26 protein-coding genes are annotated in these 21,076 nt (G+C 70.3%); 16 read left to right on the top strand and 10 right to left on the bottom strand.

Annotated features, from left to right (window positions below; translation table 11 throughout):
- Positions 1-54 precede the first annotated feature (54 nt).
- Complete coding sequence (locus ACYVF6_RS13995; RefSeq protein ID WP_460521045.1) at positions 55-861, top strand: alpha/beta fold hydrolase; 807 nt, start codon at positions 55-57, stop codon at positions 859-861.
- A 26-nt stretch (positions 862-887) separates the two neighbouring features.
- Complete coding sequence (locus tag ACYVF6_RS13990) at positions 888-1,718, top strand: helix-turn-helix domain-containing protein (RefSeq protein WP_460521043.1); 831 nt, start codon at positions 888-890, stop codon at positions 1,716-1,718.
- Here the strand turns inward: ACYVF6_RS13990 and ACYVF6_RS13985 are convergent.
- The 4 genes from ACYVF6_RS13985 to ACYVF6_RS13970 form a co-directional block, all read right to left on the bottom strand.
- Complete coding sequence (locus ACYVF6_RS13985) at positions 1,715-3,184, bottom strand: amino acid permease (RefSeq protein WP_460521041.1); 1,470 nt, start codon at positions 3,182-3,184, stop codon at positions 1,715-1,717. The genes ACYVF6_RS13990 and ACYVF6_RS13985 overlap by 4 nt on opposite strands.
- Positions 3,185-3,258: 74 nt before the next feature.
- Complete coding sequence (locus ACYVF6_RS13980) at positions 3,259-5,370, bottom strand: fatty acid beta-oxidation multifunctional protein (RefSeq protein WP_460521039.1); 2,112 nt, start codon at positions 5,368-5,370, stop codon at positions 3,259-3,261.
- Positions 5,367-6,563: a thiolase family protein gene (locus ACYVF6_RS13975; protein WP_460521037.1), complete on the bottom strand. Its 1,197-nt coding sequence runs from the start codon at positions 6,561-6,563 to the stop codon at positions 5,367-5,369. Before ACYVF6_RS13975 ends, ACYVF6_RS13980 begins: the two co-directional genes overlap by 4 nt.
- Positions 6,564-6,661: 98 nt before the next feature.
- Positions 6,662-7,369, bottom strand: a complete 708-nt coding sequence (locus ACYVF6_RS13970; RefSeq protein WP_460521035.1) for a DNA alkylation repair protein — start codon at positions 7,367-7,369, stop codon at positions 6,662-6,664.
- Between the two features lie 95 nt (positions 7,370-7,464).
- Here ACYVF6_RS13970 and ACYVF6_RS13965 point away from each other — a divergent pair, with 95 nt between their 5' ends.
- The 3 genes from ACYVF6_RS13965 to ACYVF6_RS13955 are packed head-to-tail and all read left to right on the top strand — an operon-like array spanning position 7,465 to position 9,225.
- Positions 7,465-8,151, top strand: coding sequence for a hypothetical protein (locus ACYVF6_RS13965; RefSeq protein ID WP_460521033.1), 687 nt, complete (start codon positions 7,465-7,467; stop codon positions 8,149-8,151).
- A 16-nt stretch (positions 8,152-8,167) separates the two neighbouring features.
- Positions 8,168-8,791, top strand: a complete 624-nt coding sequence (locus ACYVF6_RS13960) for a M48 family metallopeptidase (RefSeq protein WP_460521031.1) — start codon at positions 8,168-8,170, stop codon at positions 8,789-8,791.
- A gap of 5 nt (positions 8,792-8,796) precedes the next feature.
- Complete coding sequence (locus tag ACYVF6_RS13955) at positions 8,797-9,225, top strand: hypothetical protein (protein ID WP_460521029.1); 429 nt, start codon at positions 8,797-8,799, stop codon at positions 9,223-9,225.
- Here the strand turns inward: ACYVF6_RS13955 and ACYVF6_RS13950 are convergent.
- Both ACYVF6_RS13950 and ACYVF6_RS13945 read right to left on the bottom strand, forming a co-directional pair.
- Positions 9,191-9,589 carry a hypothetical protein gene (locus tag ACYVF6_RS13950; RefSeq protein ID WP_460521027.1) on the bottom strand — a complete coding sequence of 133 codons (399 nt, stop codon included), beginning with the start codon at positions 9,587-9,589 and terminating at the stop codon, positions 9,191-9,193. The two genes, ACYVF6_RS13955 and ACYVF6_RS13950, sit on opposite strands and share 35 nt — an antisense overlap.
- A gap of 83 nt (positions 9,590-9,672) precedes the next feature.
- On the bottom strand, positions 9,673-10,494 hold the full coding sequence (locus ACYVF6_RS13945) for an MBL fold metallo-hydrolase (RefSeq protein ID WP_460521025.1): 822 nt from the start codon (positions 10,492-10,494) through the stop codon (positions 9,673-9,675).
- A 170-nt stretch (positions 10,495-10,664) separates the two neighbouring features.
- Between ACYVF6_RS13945 and ACYVF6_RS13940 the strand changes: the two genes are divergently transcribed.
- From ACYVF6_RS13940 to ACYVF6_RS13925, 4 genes are all read left to right on the top strand, one after another.
- Positions 10,665-11,399, top strand: a complete 735-nt coding sequence (locus ACYVF6_RS13940; RefSeq protein WP_460521023.1) for a Type 1 glutamine amidotransferase-like domain-containing protein — start codon at positions 10,665-10,667, stop codon at positions 11,397-11,399.
- A 193-nt stretch (positions 11,400-11,592) separates the two neighbouring features.
- Positions 11,593-12,294: a DUF998 domain-containing protein gene (locus ACYVF6_RS13935; protein WP_460521021.1), complete on the top strand. Its 702-nt coding sequence runs from the start codon at positions 11,593-11,595 to the stop codon at positions 12,292-12,294.
- Positions 12,295-12,307: 13 nt separating this feature from the next.
- Complete coding sequence (locus ACYVF6_RS13930; protein WP_460521019.1) at positions 12,308-12,958, top strand: (2Fe-2S)-binding protein; 651 nt, start codon at positions 12,308-12,310, stop codon at positions 12,956-12,958.
- Between the two features lie 15 nt (positions 12,959-12,973).
- Positions 12,974-13,477, top strand: a complete 504-nt coding sequence (locus ACYVF6_RS13925) for a GNAT family N-acetyltransferase (RefSeq protein WP_460521017.1) — start codon at positions 12,974-12,976, stop codon at positions 13,475-13,477.
- Here ACYVF6_RS13925 and ACYVF6_RS13920 read toward each other — a convergent pair.
- Positions 13,474-14,367, bottom strand: coding sequence for a LysR family transcriptional regulator (locus ACYVF6_RS13920; protein WP_460521015.1), 894 nt, complete (start codon positions 14,365-14,367; stop codon positions 13,474-13,476). The genes ACYVF6_RS13925 and ACYVF6_RS13920 overlap by 4 nt on opposite strands.
- Before the next feature lie 85 nt (positions 14,368-14,452).
- Between ACYVF6_RS13920 and ACYVF6_RS13915 the strand changes: the two genes are divergently transcribed.
- The gene (locus tag ACYVF6_RS13915; protein ID WP_460521013.1) at positions 14,453-14,803 is read left to right on the top strand and encodes a DoxX family protein; all 351 of its coding nucleotides are present in this window, start codon (positions 14,453-14,455) and stop codon (positions 14,801-14,803) included.
- A 2-nt stretch (positions 14,804-14,805) separates the two neighbouring features.
- On the opposite strand, the gene ACYVF6_RS13910 is transcribed toward ACYVF6_RS13915, so the two are convergent.
- Both ACYVF6_RS13910 and ACYVF6_RS13905 read right to left on the bottom strand, forming a co-directional pair.
- Positions 14,806-15,579 (bottom strand): arginase family protein, encoded by a 774-nt coding sequence (locus tag ACYVF6_RS13910; protein WP_460521011.1) that lies wholly within the window; start codon positions 15,577-15,579, stop codon positions 14,806-14,808.
- Between the two features lie 30 nt (positions 15,580-15,609).
- A complete protein-coding gene (locus ACYVF6_RS13905) occupies positions 15,610-16,089 on the bottom strand; it encodes a hypothetical protein (protein WP_460521009.1) in 480 nt (159 codons plus the stop codon).
- Positions 16,090-16,230: 141 nt separating this feature from the next.
- Here ACYVF6_RS13905 and ACYVF6_RS13900 point away from each other — a divergent pair, with 141 nt between their 5' ends.
- Genes ACYVF6_RS13900 through ACYVF6_RS13885 form a run of 4 tightly spaced genes read left to right on the top strand, consistent with a single transcriptional unit; the run spans position 16,231 to position 17,946 of the window.
- A complete protein-coding gene (locus ACYVF6_RS13900; RefSeq protein WP_460521007.1) occupies positions 16,231-16,449 on the top strand; it encodes a hypothetical protein in 219 nt (72 codons plus the stop codon).
- Positions 16,450-16,458: 9 nt separating this feature from the next.
- On the top strand, positions 16,459-17,445 hold the full coding sequence (locus ACYVF6_RS13895) for a zinc-dependent alcohol dehydrogenase family protein (RefSeq protein WP_460521006.1): 987 nt from the start codon (positions 16,459-16,461) through the stop codon (positions 17,443-17,445).
- Positions 17,446-17,498: 53 nt separating this feature from the next.
- Positions 17,499-17,735 carry a hypothetical protein gene (locus ACYVF6_RS13890; RefSeq protein ID WP_460521004.1) on the top strand — a complete coding sequence of 79 codons (237 nt, stop codon included), beginning with the start codon at positions 17,499-17,501 and terminating at the stop codon, positions 17,733-17,735.
- A 25-nt stretch (positions 17,736-17,760) separates the two neighbouring features.
- Positions 17,761-17,946, top strand: coding sequence for a DUF418 domain-containing protein (locus ACYVF6_RS13885; protein ID WP_460521002.1), 186 nt, complete (start codon positions 17,761-17,763; stop codon positions 17,944-17,946).
- A 261-nt stretch (positions 17,947-18,207) separates the two neighbouring features.
- On the opposite strand, the gene ACYVF6_RS13880 is transcribed toward ACYVF6_RS13885, so the two are convergent.
- On the bottom strand, positions 18,208-18,633 hold the full coding sequence (locus ACYVF6_RS13880) for a hypothetical protein (protein WP_460521000.1): 426 nt from the start codon (positions 18,631-18,633) through the stop codon (positions 18,208-18,210).
- 94 nt (positions 18,634-18,727) lie between these two features.
- Here ACYVF6_RS13880 and ACYVF6_RS13875 point away from each other — a divergent pair, with 94 nt between their 5' ends.
- Entirely contained in the window at positions 18,728-19,675 is a 948-nt protein-coding gene (locus tag ACYVF6_RS13875) for a GlxA family transcriptional regulator (RefSeq protein WP_460520998.1), read from the top strand.
- A gap of 70 nt (positions 19,676-19,745) precedes the next feature.
- A complete protein-coding gene (locus tag ACYVF6_RS13870) occupies positions 19,746-21,038 on the top strand; it encodes a GNAT family N-acetyltransferase (RefSeq protein ID WP_460520996.1) in 1,293 nt (430 codons plus the stop codon).
- The last annotated feature ends 38 nt before the right edge of the window (positions 21,039-21,076 follow it).

Genomic DNA, 21,076 nt, shown 5'->3' with positions numbered 1-21,076 from the left:
CTGCGCTGACATTTGTCCAATACCGATGGCGGCCGGCTTGGCATCGTCTCGCGTATGGCTGAGCACGATGTCAAGCAGTCGCAGGGAATTCACGTGGTGCAGGACGGCCTGCCACAGGCGCCGCCGCTGGTGCTGATCCACGGCTCCGGGGCCTCGGGCAGCTGCTGGATCCCAATGGTGCCGGCACTGGCCGGCTCGCATCACGTGATCCGGGTCGACCTACCCGGATGCGGACGATCCGCGCCCGCACCGTCGTACGCCGTGCCCGAGCAGGCGGCGCGGGTAGCCGGAGTGCTGGACCAGCTCGGGCTTCGCGACGTCACGATCGCGGGGCACTCCAGCGGCGGTTACGTCGCGACCGCGCTCGCCGAGCGGCGGCCCGACCTGGTGGGGTCGCTCGCACTGGTCAGCACCGGCCCGAGCCTCGACGCGCTCCTTCCGCAGCCGTTCATCATCCGGGCGCTGCTGGCACCTCCGTTCGGTCCGCTGCTGTGGCCGCGACGATCGGACGCGATGATCCGCAAGGGAATCGGCGCGACGATGGCTCGCCACGTGGACATCCCGGACGACGCGATCGCGGACCTGAAGGACATCACGTACCGCACGTTCCGGAAGGTGCTGCGCGAGAACTCCGCGTACGTAGCGGAGCGGGGTGTGGCCGAGCGCCTCAGTGCCCTCGACGTCTCGATGCTGGTCATCTTCGGTGCCGCCGACCCGCGCTGGGACCCGTCGGCATCTGTGCGTCAGTACGACGCGGTGCCGAACGCACGGGTGGAGACGCTCTCTGGCGTCGGACATGTGCCCATGATCGAGGCCCCGGACGAAACCAGCCGGCTCCTGCTGGACTTCGCGGCCGCCTGACCGCCACGGCGGCCTAGCCTGGTGTCATGCCGTCACACGGGACTGGAGTCGACTGGTCGCTGGTCGACGTCGCGGTGCCTCGTCCGGACGTCCGGCTGCCGGGAGTCAGCATGGCCGGGTTCCGGCAGCGGGTCCCCGCGCTGGTGGAGATCGCGATGATCGCGCACCCGTCCGTCACGTTGATCGTCGACCTGAGCGAAGGCGGGTGCATCGTCCACGACGCCGATGGCCGGCCGTGGCAGGGCAGCTTCGTCGCCGGCCTGCTTCCGACCGGGGTTCGGACCGGCGGTTGGAGAGGCGAGTGCGTGCAGATCCGGTTGTCGCCGGTCGTCGCTGCCGCTGTGCTGCGTGGGGCGACCGAGCTCACGGGGACCGTGGCAGCACTCGAGGACGTCTGGGGCCGGGGAGCCGGGCAGTTCGAGGAGAGCCTGCGGGCAGCCACGTCCTGGGACGAACGGTTCACGATCGCGGCGGAAGCTCTCGGCCGGCGGCTCGGCGCCCGTCCGCCGGTCGATCCGGAGGTCGCCCACACCTGGCGGCGTACGCGGGCGAGCCGGGGCCGGGTGCGCATCGACGGCCTGGCGGAAGCGGTCGGCTGGAGCCGCAAGCGGCTGTGGTCGCGGTTCCGGTCGCAGGTCGGCCTCACCCCGAAACGCGCCGCACAGCTGGTGCGCTTCGACCACGCGGCTCACCGGCTCGCAGCGGGTCAGCCCGCCGCATACGTCGCCGCCGAGTGCGGCTACGCCGACCAGTCCCACCTGCACCGCGAGATCCGCTCGATCGCGGGGCTCACGCCCTCGGCCGTGGCGGCCGCGCCCTGGCTCGCGATCGACGACGTGGCCTGGCCGGGCCGCTAGCCCGGATCGTTGCCGAGCCTGGAGTGGCGCCGGCCGTAGGTGAAGTAGACGACGAAGCCGACCACCATCCAGATCAGGAACCGCAGCCAGGTCTCGATCGCCAGGTTGAGCATGAGGTAGCCGCAGATCAGCACCGACAGGATCGGCACGACCGGGACCCACGGCGTACGGAACGCGCGCGGCAGGTCGGGCCGGGTGCGGCGCAGCACCGGCACGGCGATGCTCACCAGCACGAACGCCGACAGCGTTCCGATGTTGACCAGCTCGGCCAGCACCTCGATCGAGGTGAACGTGGCCAGCAGAGCCGCGGCCCCACCGACGACCAGTGTCGTGACGTACGGCGTGCGCCACTTCGGGTGCACCTTGGCGAACACGCCCGGCAGCAGCCCGTCCCGGGCCATCGCGAACGCCACCCGGGTCTGACCGAGCAGCAGGATCATGACCACCACGATGATGCCGACGGCCGCGCCGACGGCGACCAGCCTGGCCAGGCCCGAGTGTCCGGCGTTCACCAGCGCGGTCGCGAGTGGTGCCGGGTCGGCCGGGTCGATGTCCTGGTAGCTCTGGATCCCGGTCACGACGAGGCTCACCAGCACGTACAGCGTCGTGCAGATCGCCAGCGAGCCGAGGATGCCGAGCGGGATGTCGCGCTGCGGCCGCCGGGCCTCCTCGGCCGTCGTCGCCACGATGTCGAAGCCGATGAACGCGAAGAACACCACTGCCGCGCCCGCCGCGATGCCGGCCGGCCCGAACGCCGAGGGCTGCAGGCCGAACACGGCCTGGATCAGCGGCTGCGCTCCGCCGGTCGCCCGTTCGCTCGGCTCGGACGGCGGGACGAACGGCGTCAGGTTGCTCGCCTTGACGAAGAACACCCCGACGACCACGAACAGCACAGCCGCGGTGACCTTGGCGGCCACGGCGACCTGGTTGACCCGGCTGGACAGCTTGATGCCGCCGATCAGGACCGCGGTCAGCGCGAGGATCAGCAGCGCGGCAGGCAGGTTGACCACGCCCTCGGTCGTGTTGGCGACCGCGGTCGGTATCTCCAGCGGAGTGCCGGCCAGCACGTTCTGCAGGTAGCCCGACCAGCCTCCCGCGACGGCCGCCGCCGCGACGAAGAGTTCCAGGATCAGGTCCCAGCCGATCAGCCACGCCACGATCTCACCGAGCGCGACATAGGAGAACGTGTACGCCGAGCCCGCGACAGGCACGGTCGAGGCCAGTTCGGCGTAGCAGAGTGCGGCCATGCCGCAGGCGACCGCGGCGAGCACGAACGACAGCACGATCGACGGTCCGGCGTAGACGGCGGCCGCCCGTCCGGTCAGCACGAACAGCCCACCGCCGATCGTGACGCCGACGCCGAACACCGTGAGGTCCCAGGCGCCGAGCCGCTTGCTGAGACGGTGCTCGGGCTCCTCGGTGTCGGCGATCGCGCGTTCGATCGGTTTGGTGCGCAGAAGAGCCATGTGGGGCGGCTTACCCGGCGATGGCCCGATCTACCTGAGCCTTCGCCCGTGGCTCAGGCCATCGCCGGGAACCGTCAACCCCGCAGGCTGGCGACTCCGCGCGGCAAGAAGCGCTTGCCGGTCACCTGCTCCGACAGGCCGGTGCGGTCGAGGTAGGGCGTCACGCCGCCCAGGTGGAACGGCCACCCGGCGCCCAGGATCATCGCGGTGTCGATGTCGTGCGCCTCGGCGACCACGCCCTCGTCGAGCATGCGGCGCACCTCGTCGGCCACCGCCGACATCGCGCGCTCGCGTACCTGCTCGGCCGTCGACGCCGACGACCCGACCTCGAAGAGCTCCTTCGTCGAGTCGTCGAGGTAGGGCTTGCCCTGCGCGTCCCACGACCAGATGCCGGGCTTGCCGGCCGCCACCAGCCGCCGGAGGTTGTCGGAGATGTAGAAGCGCTCCGGGAACGCCTCGTGCAGCGTCTCGTTGGCGTGCAGCGCGATCGCCGGGCCCACCAGCTGCAGCAGCACGAACGGCGACATCGGCAGCCCGAGCTTGAGTACGGCCTGGTCGGCGAGCTCCAGCGGGGTGCCCTCGTCGACGCACTTGGTGACCTCGGCCATGAACCGCGTCAGGATGCGGTTGACGACGAACGCGGGCGCGTCCTTCACGAGTACGGCGGACTTCTTCAGCTCCTTGGCCACCGCGAACGCCGTCGCCAGCGAAGGATCGTCGGTCTGCTCGCCCCGGACGACCTCCAGCAGCGGCAGGATCGCCACCGGGTTGAAGAAGTGGAAGCCCACGACGCGTTCAGGATGCGCCAGCTCCGAGGCCATCGTCGTGACCGACAGCGCGGAGGTGTTGGTCGCGAGCACGCACTCCGGCGTGACGATCTTCTCCAGCTCGGCGACGACCTGCTGTTTGACCTTCATCTCCTCAAAGACTGCCTCGAGTACGAAGTCGCAGTCGGCGTAGACGCTCTTGTCGGTCGAGCCGGTCACCAGGCCCTTGATCCGGTTGGCCTGGTCCTGGCTGATCCGGCCCTTGCCCAGCAGCTTGTCGATCTCGCCGTGGACGTACGCGACGCCCTTGCCGACCCGCTCGTCGTCGAGGTCGGTCAGCACGACGGGTACGAGCAGGCGCCGGGCGAACAGCAGCGCGAGTTGCGAGGCCATCAGCCCCGCGCCCACGATGCCGACCTTCGTCACCGGCCGCGCCAGTGACTTGTCCGGTGCCCCGACCGGCTTGCGTACGCGTCGCTGCACCAGGTCGAAGGAGTAGAGCCCTGCCCGGAACTCCTCGCTCATGATGAGGTCGCCCTCGGCCTCGTCCTCGGCCGCGAAACCCTCTTCCTTCGTCGCGGTCTTGGCCGCCGCGATCAGGTCGAGCGCGCGGTACGCCGCCGGCGCGGCGCCGTTGACCTTGGCGTCGGCGAACGCCCGGCCACGAGCCACGGCGGCGTCCCACGCCTGGCCGCGGTCGATCGCCGGCCGCTCGACCGTGATCCGCCCGGTCAGCACCTGGGCCGCCCAGTCGATCGAACGTTCCAGGAAGTCGGCGCCCTCGAAGGCAGCGTCGGCGAGGCCGAGCTTCAGGACCTCGGGCCCGCGCAGCATGCGGTTGGTGTTGAGCGCGTTCTCCACGATCACCTTGACCGCGGTGTCGGCCCCGACGAGGTTCGGCAACAGCCAGGCGCCGCCCCAGCCGGGCAGGATCCCGAGGAAGCACTCGCTGAACGCGACCGCCGGTGTGCTGGGCAGGATCGTGCGGTACGTGCAGTTGAGCACGACCTCGAGCCCGCCGCCGATCGCGACACCGTTGATGAAGCCGAACGTCGGCTTGCGCCCGTCGCCGAGCTTTCCGAACACCTGGTGGCCGTACCGTGTGATCTCGACGGCCTGCTCGCGGCTGGTGATCTGCGGCATGCCGGTGATGTCGGCGCCGGCGGCCAGGATGAACGGCTTGCCCGTGACGGCGACCGCCGCGATGTCGGGCCGGTCGAGCACGGAGTCGAGCGCGGCTTCCAGCTCCGCCAGCCCGCGCGGGCCGAAGGAGTTGGGCTTGGTGTGGTCGAAGCCGTTGTCGAGCGTGATCAGCGCGAGTGTGCCGGCGCCGTAGGGCATCGCCACCTCGCGTACGCGGGCGTGCGTCACGACCTCGTCGGGGAAGAGGTCCGCGGCCGTCGAAGTTGCGTCACTCACTTGTCGCCCTCCCAGTTGGGGTTCTCCCAGACCACGCTGCCGCCCATGCCGATGCCGACGCACATCGTCGTCAGGCCGTACCGGACCTCGGGATGCGCCTCGAACTGCCTGGCCAGCTGCAACATCAGCCGGACGCCACTGGACGCCAGCGGGTGGCCGACGGCGATCGCGCCGCCGTACGGGTTGATCCGGTGGTCGTCGTCGGAGAGACCGAAGTGCTCGCAGAACGCCAGCACCTGAACGGCGAACGCCTCGTTGATCTCGATCGCGCCGATCTCACCGATCGTCAAGCCAGCCTTGGCGAGGGCCTTCTCAGTGGAGGGGATCGGTCCGACGCCCATCACCTCGGGCTCGACGCCGGCGAAGGCGTAGGAGACCAGGCGAAGCTTCGGTGTGAGGCCCAGCTCGCGGGCGACATCCTCGGCGGCCAGCACGCACGCGGTGGCGCCGTCGTTGAGGCCCGCGGAGTTGCCGGCGGTGACCTTGCCGTGCGGGCGGAACGGCGTGCGCAGCCCGGCCAGGCCTTCGACCGTGGTGTCGGGACGCGGCGGCTCGTCCTGCGTCGCCAGGCCCCAGCCCTCGTCGACGCTGCGGGTCGCGACCGGCACGAGGTCTTTCTGGATGATGCCGTCGGCGTAGGCCTTGGCGAGCTTGTGCTGGCTCGCGGCCGCGAAGACGTCGGCACGTTCCTTGCTGAGGCCGGGGTAGCGGTCGTGGACGTTCTCCGCGGTCTGGCCCATCACGAGCGCGGACGGGTCGACCAGCTTCTCGGCCAGGATCCGCGGGTTGGGGTCGACGCCTTCACCCATCGGGTGGTGCCCCATGTGCTCGACACCGCCGGCGATCGCGATGTCGTAGGCGCCGAACGCGATCCCGGAAGCGGTGGTGGTGACGGCGGTCATCGCGCCGGCGCACATCCGGTCGATGGCGTAGCCAGGCACGGACTTCGGCAGGCCGGCCAGCAGAGCGGCGGTCCGGCCGATGGTCAGGCCCTGGTCACCGATCTGCGTGGTCGCGGCGATCGCCACGTCGTCCACGCGTTCGGGCGGGAGGCCCGGGTTGCGGCGCAGGAGCTCGCGGATGCACTTGATCACCAGGTCGTCGGAGCGGGTCTCGGCGTACATGCCGCCCGCCTTGCCGAACGGCGTACGCACGCCGTCGACGAACACGACATCTCGGACTTGTCTGGGCACTGGTCCTCCAGCTCGGTCGCCGGTCTTGGTGCCGATGCTACTCGCCGGTAACAAAGCCCGCTACGGGGCCTCAGTGACCACGCGGCGGAGCCGCATAATCAGAAATGCTTGAGCGCCTCCCGAGCGGACAAACCGGACAGCTGGTCGCGATGCTCGGCGACGTAGGCGCGTACCCAGTCCGGATCGGTCTTGGCGTACTCCCGCAGCGCCCAGCCGATGCCCTTGCGCACAAAGAAATTCCTGTTGACTGGGTCCTGCTCGCCGAGGCTCGGGCGGATGCACTCCTCGAGCAGGTCGATGTCGGTGGCTGTCTTCGCCTTGAGCTGGGCGAGGATCGCCGTCCGGCGCCGCCAGTGGTCGTTGTCCCGCGCCCAGAGCAGCAGGATCGGCTCCACGTGCCCGCGGTGGGTGAACAGGATCGGTCCGACGCGCTGGGTCGCGATCGGGTCGACGAAGTCCCACCAGGCGCCGGTGACGACGAGGTGGTCGTACAACGGCAGCGTCTCGACGTCCTGCCACTTCGCGTACGCCTTGTGACCGGTGAGCGCGATCGCGACGTACCGCTCCTCGCGGAACGTCGCGCCGTCGAACAGCGCGCGGACGGTCGCCTCCCAGCGCGCGCGGTCGTCGATCGGGTGGCCGGCGAAGACTCCCTTGCAGATCGCCTTGACGCCGGGCGTCTGTACGCCGCGGTAGGGCATGGCTGATTTCATGTACGCCTGCATCGGACCCGCCTTGGCCGGATCGGCGGCCTTGGCCAGTCGCTCGCGTACGTCGTCGATCAGGCGCTGGTTCGGCTTGGTCACGAGGTGCACTCTAGTCCTCGACGGAGGTTGTCCTGAGCCAGCAAGACCGGCTTGACCAGGCGTTTCGCTCGCTGCTGCAGGCAGACGAGCGGGTGGTGTCGGCGCTGACCTACGGTTCGCGGCCCGCTGGGCTGGGGGACCGGTACTCCGACGTGGAGTACTGGGTGTTCGTCTCCGACGCCGAGCTGGCGGTCTGGCGGGCGGAGGAGTGGATCGCCCAGGTCGGGACGCCGCTGCTCGTCGTGCTGAACGAGTTCGGCGCGCACGTCGCGATCTTCGACGACCTGGTACGCGTCGAGCTGCACTTCTGGCCGGCGTCCGACCGGGCGACGGTACGGATCTGGCCGGCGCGAGGCGTACCGGTCGAGGACATGATCGTCGTCGACCGCGACGGCGGGCTGGCGCCGGAGCTCTCGCAGGTGCCGCTCTCGCCGCCGATCCCCGACGTGGCCGAGGTCTGCGGGCGCTTCGCCAACTGGTGGGCGCTGGGCTGGAACGTCCTGCGGCGGGGCGAGCTGGAACGGGCGTACGACGCGCTCGGGCACGTCCGGCGGCACCTGCTGTGGATGGCACGCCTGCACGAGTCGGCGACCGAGCGGTGGCTCACGCCGTCCCGGCTGGCCGAGCAGGACCTCTCGGCGCCGACGGTCGCGGAGCTGGCGCAGATCGCCCCACGGCTCACTCCGGACGACCTCGCCACGGCGTTCCGGCAGGCGTGGGCGCTGGGCCTGAGCTGGTGGCCGGACCAGCTTCCGGATTTCGCTTCCGCAAGGTCTGGTTGACTCTAGGATCTCCCGTATGTCGGGAGGGGAGGTCCGGGCCGGTGAACGCTGCCCGGAATGCCAGGCACCGCTTGTGCGCAGCGAACCCAGGTTCAGCGCCTGGTGCCGAGGTTGTGACTGGAACGTCGATCCGGCCGAGCAGCGCAGGAAGCGGCCGGGACGGGTGGCGAGGTTCCGCCAGCGGATCGAGGATCGGCTCGCCGAGTCGCTCTACAACGGGCTGGCCGGCGGGCCGGACGTTCGGACTGGCGGCAGGCTGACCGAGATGTCGGCGTTCGCGATCGCGGTCGTCGTGCACCTGTTCACCGTCAGCCTGCTCGTGCTCGCGGGCTGGATCGCCTCCATGGCCTGGCGGAACCCGATCGCCTGGGTCGCTATTCTGCTGCTGCCCGCGATCGCGCTGCTGATGCGGCCGCGGTTCGGGCGACTGGACGACGACACCGTACTGATCAGCCGGAAGTCCGCGCCGACGCTGCACGCGCTGGTGGATCGGATGCGCGCCGAGGTGGGCGCGCCCCGCCTCGCCGCGATCGGGATCGATACGGACTTCAACGCGAGGGCGACCGCCGTGGGGTTGCGGCGACGCAAGGTACTCGTGATCGGCCTACCGCGCGCCTGCTGTTCACCGCACTCATCCTGATCACCTTGCGCGCCGGCCAGCGGGCTGAGTACGTCGCCGACAGGCTGGGCTCCAAGCTGGGCGGCAGTGACGCGACCGCCTCCAGTTTCGCCATGGCGCTCGCGGCTCCACTGGTGATGAACCGGCTCTCCACCGAGGCACTCCGCTCCAGCAGGCGCGACCTGTGGGAGGTCCAGCGGGAGTACGTCCGTGAGTTCCCCGCCGTCGAACGCGAGCGGCTGCTGCGGGCGGCGAAGCGGCGGGCGAGGGCTGATGCCACGCACCCGCCGACACACCTGCGCATCAAGCTGGCAGAACATCCGGAGCTGCGCGTGCCGCCTGCCGTCGTACTGGGCGAGGGCGAGGCGGACGCGATCGAGCGCGAGCTGAAGCCCTACTACGACAAGCTGGGAATGCGGCTCAGAGACGAGCTGTTGCCGGCAGACCTCCGGTGAGAAGGGGCGGCGGCACCGGGTCGCCGATGCTGTGGTCGGGGCTGGCGCCGTTCACGGCGAGGAAGCGGTGCACGCCCTTGGCCGTCATTACGGTCACCCTGGTGCCGGCGTCGATCGGAACGCGGTGGGAGAGCATCGCGGTGTCGCGTTCGAGCCGGCCCAGGGGATAGGTCCTCGTGTAGCCGTCCGGGCTCGTGACGGTCGTCGTCTGGTCGTCGAACGCCGTGATCACGCCCTGCTGGACGTGCACGACCGTGTAGCCCTTGCTGGCGTCGGGCATCGCGTAGGAGCCGTGCAGCAGAACCGCCGCCGGTTCGTTCAGGTCGGTGAGGCCGGGAAGCGGAGCAAGCACTGCTGCGTTCATGGTTCGTACTCTCGCTGCCCGGCCTGAAGCACCGCTGAGGTGGACCTGTGAGAAACCTGAGAACCGGCCCGTAACCCTAGGGCTTAGGTATCGGCGTCGAAGTCGCCGCTGATCCAGCCGATGTAGCGGTCAGCGGAACGTTGGACGGCCGCCTTGGCGTCCTTGGCGATCTGGCCGGAGAAGTTGCCGTACAGCCGGTCGTAGTCATACGGCTCGACCGCGGCGACGACCTTGCGGACAGCGCCCGCCGACAGCGGGATGCGGTTGGGGTAGCTGCGCATGAACGACGCCCACTGCTGGTCCGGCGACGGCATGATCGTGTCGCCGGTGAGCAGCACACCGCGGCCGTCCGCACCGTCCGGCCAGTGCACGGCGCCGCTGCCGGGAAAGTGGCCGCCGCACTGGACCAGCGTGACGCCGGGGAACAGGTCGAACGCGCCGGACCAGTAGCGCACGGACTCGTCGGAGCGCTGCAACCAGCGTTTGTCGGCCTCGGCGACATAGACCGGCACCCCGCCGAACGCCTTGCTCCACTCGACCTGCACACCGAACATGTGCGGATGACTGGCGGCGATCGCGGCCAGCCCGCCGAGCTCGTTGATCCGCTCGACGGCCGCCTGGTCGACGAATCCGTTGGGATCCCAGAGCAGGTTGCCGTGCGGCGTGGTAAGCAGCAGCGCGCGCTGCCCGATCCCCACCTCCGGCTCGACGGTGACGCCGTACAGGCCCGGCTCCACCTCGCTGACCACGGTGTGCCGGCCGGGCGCCAGCTCGTCCAACGTCGTCCACAGCTGCCCGGACGGGCGGACGTACTGCCGCTCGTCTTCGCAGATCGGACACTGCCGCGGCGGCTCGGCGGTGTCGGGGTATTCAACGGCGCAGGTCGCGCAGATCCACACTGTCATGCCTCCGACGGTATGCCAGGCTGCCCGCCGCGAGCTATCGGCCGATAGTCCTACATCCCGGCGGGGTGGAAGATCTTGGGCGACGGTGTCGGATCAGGGCGAGGCCGTTCGTTGCACAGGTGAGCGGCCGTGCGGGAGGCTGTTCACCGGACAATCAAGGGAAAGGCGACATGAGGCTTCTTCTTACTTCCTCCGGCATCCAGAACGCGAGCATCCACGGCGCGCTGGTCGACCTGTTGGGCAAACCGGTTGCCGAGTCCAACGCCCTCTTCATCCCCACCGCCCTCTACCCCTTCCCCGGCGGGCCCGGCATGGCGTGGCGGGCGATTTGCGGCACGGGTCCGTCGCCGTTGTGCGCGCTGGACTGGAAGTCGTTGGGTGTCCTGGAGCTGTCGGTGCTGCCGAGCATCGAGGAGTCTGCCTGGGTGCCGGCCGTCCGGGACGCCGACGCGCTGCTGGTTGGGGGCGGTGACCCCCTGTTCCTGGCCAACTGGATGCGGCGCAGCGGCCTGACCGATCTCCTGCCGACGCTGCGCTCCGAGGCGGTCTACGTGGGCGTGAGCGCCGGAAGCATCGCTGCCACCTCCACCTTCGTCGAGACCTACACCGAACCGCCCCGCGGGACCGATGAACCGCTGAAGTCGGAGGACATCGTCTTCACCACGCCCCAGGGTGATGTCGACAGGACGCTGGTCACGGGACAGGGAGCCGGACTCGTCGACTTCGGGGTGATCCCACACCTGGAGCACCCCGACCACCCCGACGCCTCCCTGGCGAACGCGGAGAAGTGGGCGGCACGGATTCCCGCTCCGACGTACGCGATCGACGACGAAACCGCCATCAAGGTGAGCGACGGCACCGTCGACGTCATCTCCGAGGGTCGCTGGAAGCTCTTCACCCCCTAAGGCGGTCGTTGGTGCGGTCATGCGGGTCCTTCTCCAGCATCGGTACGGCTGAACCCAGCCCGGTGATGCCTTAGGGGTTGTCCCCGATAGGGCTATCCCTACAACGGATTCGGCGGTCCGCAGCATGGCTGGCCAGGCCCGTTTCCTCATACGTTCTGGTTGTGCTCGTTCCAGCCGTGTCGAGGGGAATCCGATGAGTGCGACCACGTTGCAGGCCATGCCCGTCGCTGCGCCACAGGCGACCGTCACGACCAGGACCAGCAGTCCGCCGCGTGCCAGGCTTGTGTTGACGGCGTACGGCATGTTCGCGCTGGCCGCCGTCCTGCTGACCATCCAGCATCTGCAGCCCACCGGACTGAATCCGGTCACGAAGATGCTGAGCGACTACGCCTACCACCCTGGTGGCTGGCTGTTCACCACGGCGATCATGCTGGCGGCGTACGCGTCCGGCGTGATGACCGTCGCGCTCGTGCGGTCGGGGCTGGCCCGGCATCCGGTGCAGGCGACGCTGTTCGGGCTGTGGAGCGTCTGCCTGCTGGTGATCGCGGTCGTGCAGCAGGACCCGTCCGGCAGCGCGCCGACGCTGGGCGGCGACATCCACCGAACCGCCGTCCTGGTTGGGTTCCTGAGCCTGCCGATCGCCGCGCTGGCGGTCGCGCGCACCCATCGGGTCCGCGCGGGGTGTGCGGCGATGGCGCGCGCGGTACGGATCGCCGCGCTGGGCGTGCTCGGCTCGCTGACGACGTTCATGACGGTCTACGGCGTGCTCCGGCTGTCCGGGCGGCGACTGTCCGACGTACTGCCGCTGGGTCTCATCGAGCGGCAGGCGCTGGTCTCCGCGCTCGTCCTGCTGCTGTTGCTGGGGTTGTGGTCGACCCGGGTCAACCGGCGGTGATAGGACTTGCGGCATGGAACGTTCGCCGGCCGAGCTGCTCGCGGAGATAGCCACCATCGGCGGCTACTTCTCGATGTCAGCCGGCCGGCCGGGCGCGTCCGGAGCGGTCTCGCTCGCAGAGCTGCGGTCGGGCGGCGCGGCGCTCGAGCAGTCGGTCGCCTACGTCGGCGAGCGACTCTCGACCGCCGATCGGCGGGTCGCCGCCTCGATCTTCTTCCAGGGCCTGGCGGCCCGGCTCTGGTCCCCAGTCGTCGCCGCACACCTGCTCGGGACGGGCATCGGGCTCGTGCCGGAACGCACGTGGTGGCATCCCACCGAAGGCTGCTACGCCGACGACCCGACCATCGACGGCACCGTCTCCGACGTGTGGCCTGACCTGCTCGAGCCGCTGGCCACCACGATCCGTACCGAGATCGGCCTCTCCGCCCACATCCTGCGCGGCAACGCGGCCTCGGCGCTGGTCGGAACGCTCAAGGTCCTGAGCCGTGTCAGGCCCGGGCTCGCCCAACGGTGCGACGAACTGGCCCGCACCCAGCTCGCCACCGGACCACTGGCCGGCACGTGCGACCTCACCACTCGCGGCTTCGTCCGCCGCTCGTGCTGCCTCTACTACCGCCTCCCGGGCGGCGGCCTCTGCGGCGACTGCCTACTCGGCCGCCCGTAGATGTAGGTTGCCCGGATGCTGATCCGGGAGTGCACGGCCGGCGACTTGGAGGCGCTGGAGCGGCTGTCACCCAGTGGCCTGAACCGTGAGCACGCGCGGAAGCTGGAACGGCAGCTGGCCGGCGAGGAGACCTACCTGCTCGGCTGGCTCGAAGCCAGGCTAGCCGGTTCTGGTGCGGTGCTCTGGCAGGGCTGCACGGACCCCGCGGTCCGGGCGGCGTTCCCGGACTGTCCGGAGATCTACGGGCTGCATGTCGAGCCCCGACTTCGAGGCCGCGGAATCGGTACGGCACTCGTCCGGGAGGCCGAGGCCAGGGCGGAAAGGCGCGGCTTCCGACGGGTCGGGATCAGCGTCGACCTGGACAACTCCCGGGCGGCACGCCTGTACGAGCGGCTGGGATACCACGCGGCCATGGAGTACCGCGGTGCCTGGCACTACCTCGACGACCAGGGTGCCCAGCACGTCACCGACGAGCCGGCGATCTTCCTGCTGAAGCACCTCCCAGCCGCCAAAGTCTAGGGCCTGCATTCCAACAGGCAGCACTGGATGAAGTCGCGGACGACGGGGTTGCGCTCGGCGGCGGGCGTCCACGCGACGGCGACCCGCACCGGGCTGACACCGGTGACCGGAACGTAGGTGATGCCGGGGTAGGGGTAGAAGCGGGCCGCCGACTCGGGTGCCAGTGCGACGCCGTAGCCGTTGGCGATCGCGTTCAGCCAGTCGAACTGCTGCTCGGTGACGGCACCGATCTGGGGTGGGCGGCCTTCCCGTGCGTCCGTGGCGAGCCAGTAGTCGCGCCACTCGCCCAACTCCGGTGGAGCGGCGACGAACGGCTCGTCCCACAGCTCGCGGAAGTCGATGCGTTCACGGGTGGCCAGTGGGTGGGCCGCCGACATCGCGACGCAGCGGTCCTCGGTCAGCAGCTCCGCCACGCGCAGGGCGTCCTGGCCGGGGAACGGCAGCCGTAGCAGCGCGACGTCGACGTCGCCGCCGGCCAGGCCGGCGGTCGGGTTCGACCAGTCGGCCTGCCGCATGTCGACCCGCCACCCCGGCCGGAGCGCCGAGAATCCGGCGATGATCGGCTGAGTGGCCTCGTTCGCCGCGCTGGCGAGATAGCCGACCCGCAGCACGCGAGCGGCTTGGTCGGCCGCCGCCTTCGTCGCGCCGAGAACGCGGTCCCAGCCGGCCAGCAGGTCCGGGACCCGGGCAGCCAGAGCCTCGCCGGGTTCGGTAAGCGTCATACCTTCGCGGGAACGGGTGAACAGTGACATGCCGAGCTGCTGCTCCAGCTGCTTGATCTGCTTGGTCAACGCCGGCTGCGACACGTAGAGCCGTTCCGCAGCACGGGTCAGGTTGCCCTCCTCGGCCACGGCCACGAAGTAGCGCAACAGCCGGGTGTGCACATCCATGCGATCAGGTTATAGAAGCAGGTATTGGACGGGCGGCAGGGCCACGGACAGGCTTTCAGAAGAGCCGTCTGCCGAGGAGCTGCCGATGTTCGCCGCCTATGTCGCCGTCACCGTCGCGACGGTCGTCGCCAACCTGTTCGCGGCAGGTGTCGACGTCGTCCGTCCCGCGTTCCTGCTGAAGAACGGTGCCGAGGCGGGGATCCCGGAGTCGTGGCTGCCCATGCTGGGTCTGCTGAAGCTCGCGGGGGCGATCGGGCTGCTGCTGGGTTTGCTCGGCATCCACTGGATCGGCGTCGCGGCGGCGACCGGCCTGGTGCTGTACTTCGTCGGCGCGGTGGGCGCCCTGGTCCGGGCCCGCGTCTACCACCAGCTGGGCTATCCGGCGCCGTTTCTGTTGCTGGCGGTGGGGTCGCTGGCGCTGGCCTTGTCCCAGTAGGGCTAGAGCTGGGAGAGCAGTTCGGAAACCAGACCGCGTACCGCGGGTACGGCGTCGCGGCCCGGCGTCCACGTGCACGCGATTCCCAGGCCGGCCACCCGCCCGGTCGTCAGCACCGCGGCGAGCGCGTCGGCGAGCGTCGCCGGGTCGGTGCCGCCGGCGGCCGGGATGCTCAGCCCCGGCACGTGCGACGGATCCAGGACGTCCAGGTCGACGTGGAGGTAGAGCGGTCCGTCCGGCAGCACCTCCTGGCTGGCGACCGCCTCGACCGGGACGTGACGTACGGGGGAGTGCGCGAGGTACTCACGTTCCGGTGGATCCAGGTCGCGCGCGTCGGCCAGGACGACGTTCGAGGCACCGAGCGGACGTAGGCCGGTCCGCTCGGCCACCGTCGGATCGCCGTCGCCGATCAGCATCCGCAGCGGCATGCCGCCGAGATAGCCCGACGTCGTGCTCCGCGGCGTGTGCAGGTCGCCGTGGGCGTCGAACCAGACCACGCCGAGCGAGTCGAACCGCCCGCTGCGCTGCAACCCGGCAACCGTGCCGAGCGAGGTGGTGCAGTCGCCGGACAGGACGGCGACCGCGGAGCCCTGCGACGAAGCGTCGGCGACCTGCTGGGCCACCGCTTCGTACAGCACGGCGAGCCGTTCCCAGGGTGCGCCCGCGGCCGGAAGCTCCGGCGCGACAAGGCGCTCGCCCGTGACCGGGAACTCCGACTCCGGCATCCGGTCGAGCAGATGGAACGGCACGACGATCGCGACAGGTTCGGTGCTCACCCAACGGTCATATCACGCACCGGCCCGGGCTCACGTCCGCGACATCCGTTCGAACAGCCGCCGCTGCAGCCACGTCAGCCCGCGGATCAGCCACGCCCCGCCGATGCCGAACAGCACAACGCCCCCAACCAGGCCGTGGAATGCCCACGCGCCTGCGAGCGTCGGCCCGCCCCACGCACCGTCGAGCGCGCCGGACGGAGTCAGCGGATCCGCCAGCACACCGGGAAAGCCGTGGACGCGGATCGGGTACGCCAGGTTGAGCACGATGCCGGCCAGCACGTAGCCGGTCACGACCAGAGTCACCAGGTTCAGCGGAATGCTCGCCACCGCGTGCAGGATCCGCCGCCCCGACGGCACCGGTCCGCCGGCCGAGGCGTCCAGCAACCTCCGTGCCGACCACACCGGAGCGACGAACACACCAGGCAACGCGACGACCGCGTACGCCACGCGCCGCCAGGTCGAGGTCCGGATCGGTGCGGCCAGCACGGTGACCAGAAGCGAAGGCTCCATGACAGCCGAACGTAGGCGGGCGCGCCGGTCCCGTCGTCACTCCTGGAAGCCACTTCGCCCCGGTCTGCGTGGCACCTGAGTATGCCGAGCGTCTGCACGAACAGCGCTTGGAAGGCTCAGGGCCGTCGGGCCTTTGATCCGTTGATCGTCCAGCACAGCAACGAGAAGCCGGGCTTCGGAAGTCTCGACGGAGCGGCAGCCGGCGGCGAACTCCGCAGCGCCCGCGCCACCGTCGTCCGCGAGAACAAGCAGTCCGCCACCATGTTCCGGACCTGGCTGACCGGGACCACCAGAGTGGTCGTTCCAGGGCAGCTGGGCGCACCACCGCATCGTCACACGATGCGGAGCGCGACGGCCTAGACTCCGGGCATGCGGGCGTGGATCGTCGACCGGCCGAAGCGGCTGGAGGCCGTGGAGCTGCCGGTGCCCGAGCCAGGGCCGGGTGAGCTACTGGTGCGCGTGCTGGCGTGCGGCGTGTGCAGGACCGACCTGCACGTACGCGACCACGAGCTGCCGCCGCACAAGCGGCCGGTCGTGCCTGGCCACGAGGTCGTCGGCGAGGTGGTCGCCGCGGGCGCCGGGGTCGCGGACTCGTCGGTCGTCGGCTCGCGGGTGGGGATCGCGTGGCTGCGGCACACCTGCGGCTCGTGCGCGTACTGCCTGCGTGCGCAGGAGAATCTCTGTCCCTCGTCGCAGTACACCGGGTGGGACGCCGACGGCGGGTACGCCGAGTATGCCACCGTGCCGGCCGGCTACGCCTATGCGCTGCCGGACGGCTACTCCGACCTCGAGCTGGCGCCGCTGCTGTGCGCCGGGATCATCGGTTTCCGCGCACTGCGCCGCGCGGACCTGCCGGCCGGCGGCCGGCTCGGCGTCTACGGTTTCGGCGCCTCGGCGCACCTGGCCGCGCAGGTGGCGATCGCCGAAGGCGCGGAGGTGCACGTGCTGACCCGATCGACCGCGGCCCAGGCGCTGGCGCTCGAGCTGGGCGCCGCGTCGGCCGGTGGCGCCTACGACGCGCCACCGGTTCCGCTCGACGCGGCGATCCTGTTCGCACCCGTCGGCACGCTGGTGCCGGTCGCGCTCGAGGCGCTGGACCGCGGTGGGACGTTGAGCATCGCCGGGATCTACCTCTCCGACATCCCGAGCCTGAACTACGACAGGCACCTGTTCCAGGAGCGCACCATCCGCAGCGTCACGGCCAACACGCGCGACGACGGCCGGGCGTTCCTGGCTGCCGCGACCGCGCACGGGCTGCGGCTGGCGGTCACGCCGTACGACCTGAGCCGCGCGGACCAGGCGCTCGACGACCTCGCCGCCGACCGGGTCAACGGCGCCGCGGTGCTGCGACCGTAGAGCCCTTAAGGGATTCCTCCTCCGAAAGCCGGAGCCTTGTTCGGGTAGGCCTGGTGCAGATCTTCCAACGCCAGCAGGCCCGCGGCGTCGAGTGGCCGGCGCCGCGCAAGCTGCTGCGGCGGCGCGGCCGGTGGATGATCGTGTTCGGGTTCCTGCACGGCCTCCTGCTCTTCTACGGCGACATCATCGCGGCGTACGGCGTGCTGGCGGTGATGTTCGCCGGCGCGGTGCGCTGGAAGGACCGCACGCTGGCGTCCGGGCGGTCTCGGCGGTGGGACAGCGCTCGATGAGCTGCTACCTGTCGCAGTCGGTGGTGTGGGCGGTGCTGTCCCGCCGTACCTCTTCGGGCTGGGCTCGCGGATCGGCGTCGCGCTGACGGCGGTGGTCGCCGTGTGCACGTGGCTGTTGACGGTCGGGCTGGCCGAGCTGATGCGGCGGCGCGGGCTCAGAGGTCCGTTCGAGGTGCTGCTGCGTCGCCTGACGTATCGCTCGGCTCGTTAGGTAGCCCGTCCGGTAGCCGGCGGAGCACGAGCAACCCGCCCACGGCGGGGAGCACAGCGATGGCTTTGGTTCGCGGGTCGGCGCCGGGCTGCCGCCAGGTGAGGATGACGACGAGCAGGTACGCGCAACCGTGCGTCGGGCCGGCCAGGGACGAGATCGGCTCCCAGTGCACAGTGGCGAGGTTGATCAGGAGGAGCAGCAGCGTCGCCAGCTCGACGAATGCCACGACGCGAAGCGCTTGCCTGGCAGGGCTCATCGCGGTCAGGCTCCCGTCGTCGAGCCGGGCCGGATGATCATCAGCACGGTGACGACGGCCCAGAGCAGGTTGAACGTGCCGGTGTACATCGCCAGCCGCCCGGCGGCCGCGGGACCGCCGGCGAGCGCGCTGCGCTGGCCGGGCAGCACCAGCAGGCCGAGCACAGCGGCAGCCGCTGTCGTGAGCCCGATCGAGATCAGCAACCACGCGTCTGTGAGCACGCCGAGACTGCTGGCGGTCGCCAGCCCGAACACCGGCACCGCCACGCCGACCGTGGCGTAGACCCGGCAGATCCGGTGCAGGCTACGCGGGATGGTGAGGCTCGAGTCCGCTCGGCGCAGGGCGGCGGGGAACATGCTGGCCGCCACCGCCACCGGGCCGACGGCGAGGATCGCCGCGAGGACATGGATGGAGAGCAGGAGCTTCGTCACGCGCCGACGCTATTCGCCGGCGGGCTCGTTCCGGAACTGGCTGGATTGCCACCTTCCGACGGATTCTCGCCAGCTCGCTCCTATGCTGGTCGCCGTGCACACGGTGGCGGTCCTCGCACTGGACAAGGTGATCCCGTTCGATCTGGCGACGCCGATCGAGGTGTTCAGCCGGGTACGGCTGGCCGACGGCCGGCCCGCTTACCGCGTCGAGGTCTGCGGGCCGAAGCGCAGCATCGACGCCGGCAGGTTCACCCTGCATCCGCCGGCCGGACTGGAGCTGCTCGCCGAGGCCGGCACGATCATCGTTCCTGGGCTTTCCGAACCGCGGGCCACCTCACGTGCGGTGATCGACGCGCTGCGACAGGCCGCCGCCGGCGGTACGCGGATCGCATCGATCTGCTCGGGCGCGTTCACGCTCGCGGCGACCGGTCTGCTGGACGGCCTGTGCGCGACGACACACTGGATGGCGGCCGCCCGCTTGGCCGAGCTGTACCCCAGGATCGACGTCGATCCGAACGTGCTCTACGTCGACAACGGGCAGTTCCTCACCTCCGCCGGCGCCGCGGCCGGCCTGGACCTGTGCCTGCACCTCGTCCGCCGCGACTACGGCGCGACGGTGGCCGCCGCTGCCGCGCGGATGTCGGTGATGCCGCTGGAGCGCGAGGGCGGGCAGGCGCAGTTCATCGTCACCGACCCGCCTCCCACCCCGCGCGGCTCGGTGCTGGAACCCCTCTTGGCCTGGCTCGACGACAACTGTGCGAAGGATCTCAGCCTGGAGGACATCGCCGCGCAGGCCTGCCTCAGCACTCGCACGTTGAATCGCCGCTTCCGCGAGCAGACCGGCAGCACACCGCTACAGTGGTTGTTGCGTGCTCGGATCCGGAGGGCCCAGCAGCTGCTCGAAGCGACCAGCCAGCCCGTCGACCGGATCGCCGCCGAGGTCGGTTTCGGCTCACCGACCGCATTTCGCGAACGGTTCAGGCGCATCGTCGGCACCAGCCCCACCGCGTATCGAGCCGGCTTCCAGAGCGCTGTGCACTGAGCCGGTGTGCCTGGCCGCCGGCATCAGTTGCCGCAAACCCCGATCGGAGAGGTCGAGAATGTCCCGCACGATGACTGAGGTTCGTCCGCCGCGTCCGGACGAGATGGCCGGCTACTACAGAGTGCTGCCGTACGCGAACGGGCTGCCCAGCTGGGAGCCGGCGGACGCCGCGTGGCATGGCGGCCTCGGCCCATGGGCACCGCAGAACCCTCCGGCGACTCTGGCGCAGCTGGAGAAGTGGGCGGAGGCCGACGTCAGGGACGAGTCCTTCCACCCGATCGCGACCTTCGACGACGGCAGGTGTGTCGGCGCGTCGGCCACCATCTCCTTCGACGTGACGGTCCCCGGTGGGCGGACGGTGACGATGGCCGGCGTCACCGCCACCGGCGTGATCGCGACGCATCGGCGACGCGGCTACTTGCGCAGGATGATGCAGGCCATGTTCGACGCCGCCCTGGAGCGGGGCGAACCGCTTGCGATGCTCAGCGCGAGCGAGGGCAGCATCTACGGCCGCTTCGGGTACTCACCGGCGACCTACCGGACTCGGTGGGAACTGGCCCGGCACGAGGCAGTCCTGCGTCCGGTCGAGTCCGAGCCGGGGTCGCTGGAGCTGACCGGTGCCGCGGAGGCGAAGCAGGCGTGGCCCGTGGTCCACGCGGCGGTCCGCCGCGATCGGGTCGGCGAGCTCGCGCCCAGGCCTGGGCACTGGGACCGGCTCTCGGACGACGCGGACGGCACGAACGGGCCGTTGCGGTATCTCGTGTATCGAAACCAGCACGGTGAGGTGGAGGGCGTCGCCAACTTCCGGTTGCCGTGGTCGCCGACCGCCCAAGCGGCCGGGACGCTGGTCGTCGAGGCGCTGGAGGCCAGCCATCCGGTTGCCTACCGCGCGTTGTGGAGTCTGCTCATCGACTTCGATCTCACCAAGACAGTCGTGGCGGCTGGACGTCCTCGGGACGAGCCGCTGCGGTGGATGCTCGCCAACCCGCGGGCGATGCGCGTCACCCGTCAATCGGACAACCTGTGGGCACGGCTTCTCGACGTGCCGGTCGCCCTGACGCAACGCTCGTACGACGTGCCCGGCGAGCTGACGTTCCGCATCGACGATGACCGGATGTGCCCGGCGAACAACGGGACCTGGCTGCTGCGAACGGACGGCGACTCGGTGACCTGCGGTCCCACCGATCAACGGGCGGATGTGACGATCGCCGTGGCGGCGCTGAGCTCGCTCTACCTCGGTGGCATGTCGGCGCGCGACCTGGCGTACGCGGGCCACATCACTCCGCACGCCGAAGGCGCGATCGGGCGGCTGGCCCGGTTGTTCCGCATCGACGCCGAACCACACAACTCGTTCGGATTCTGATCGCCGCGGCGCACCGGATCGCTGGATCGCCGCACGTC

Source organism: Flindersiella endophytica, assembly GCF_054779015.1.
This window is presented reverse-complemented; position numbering and strand designations above follow the sequence as displayed.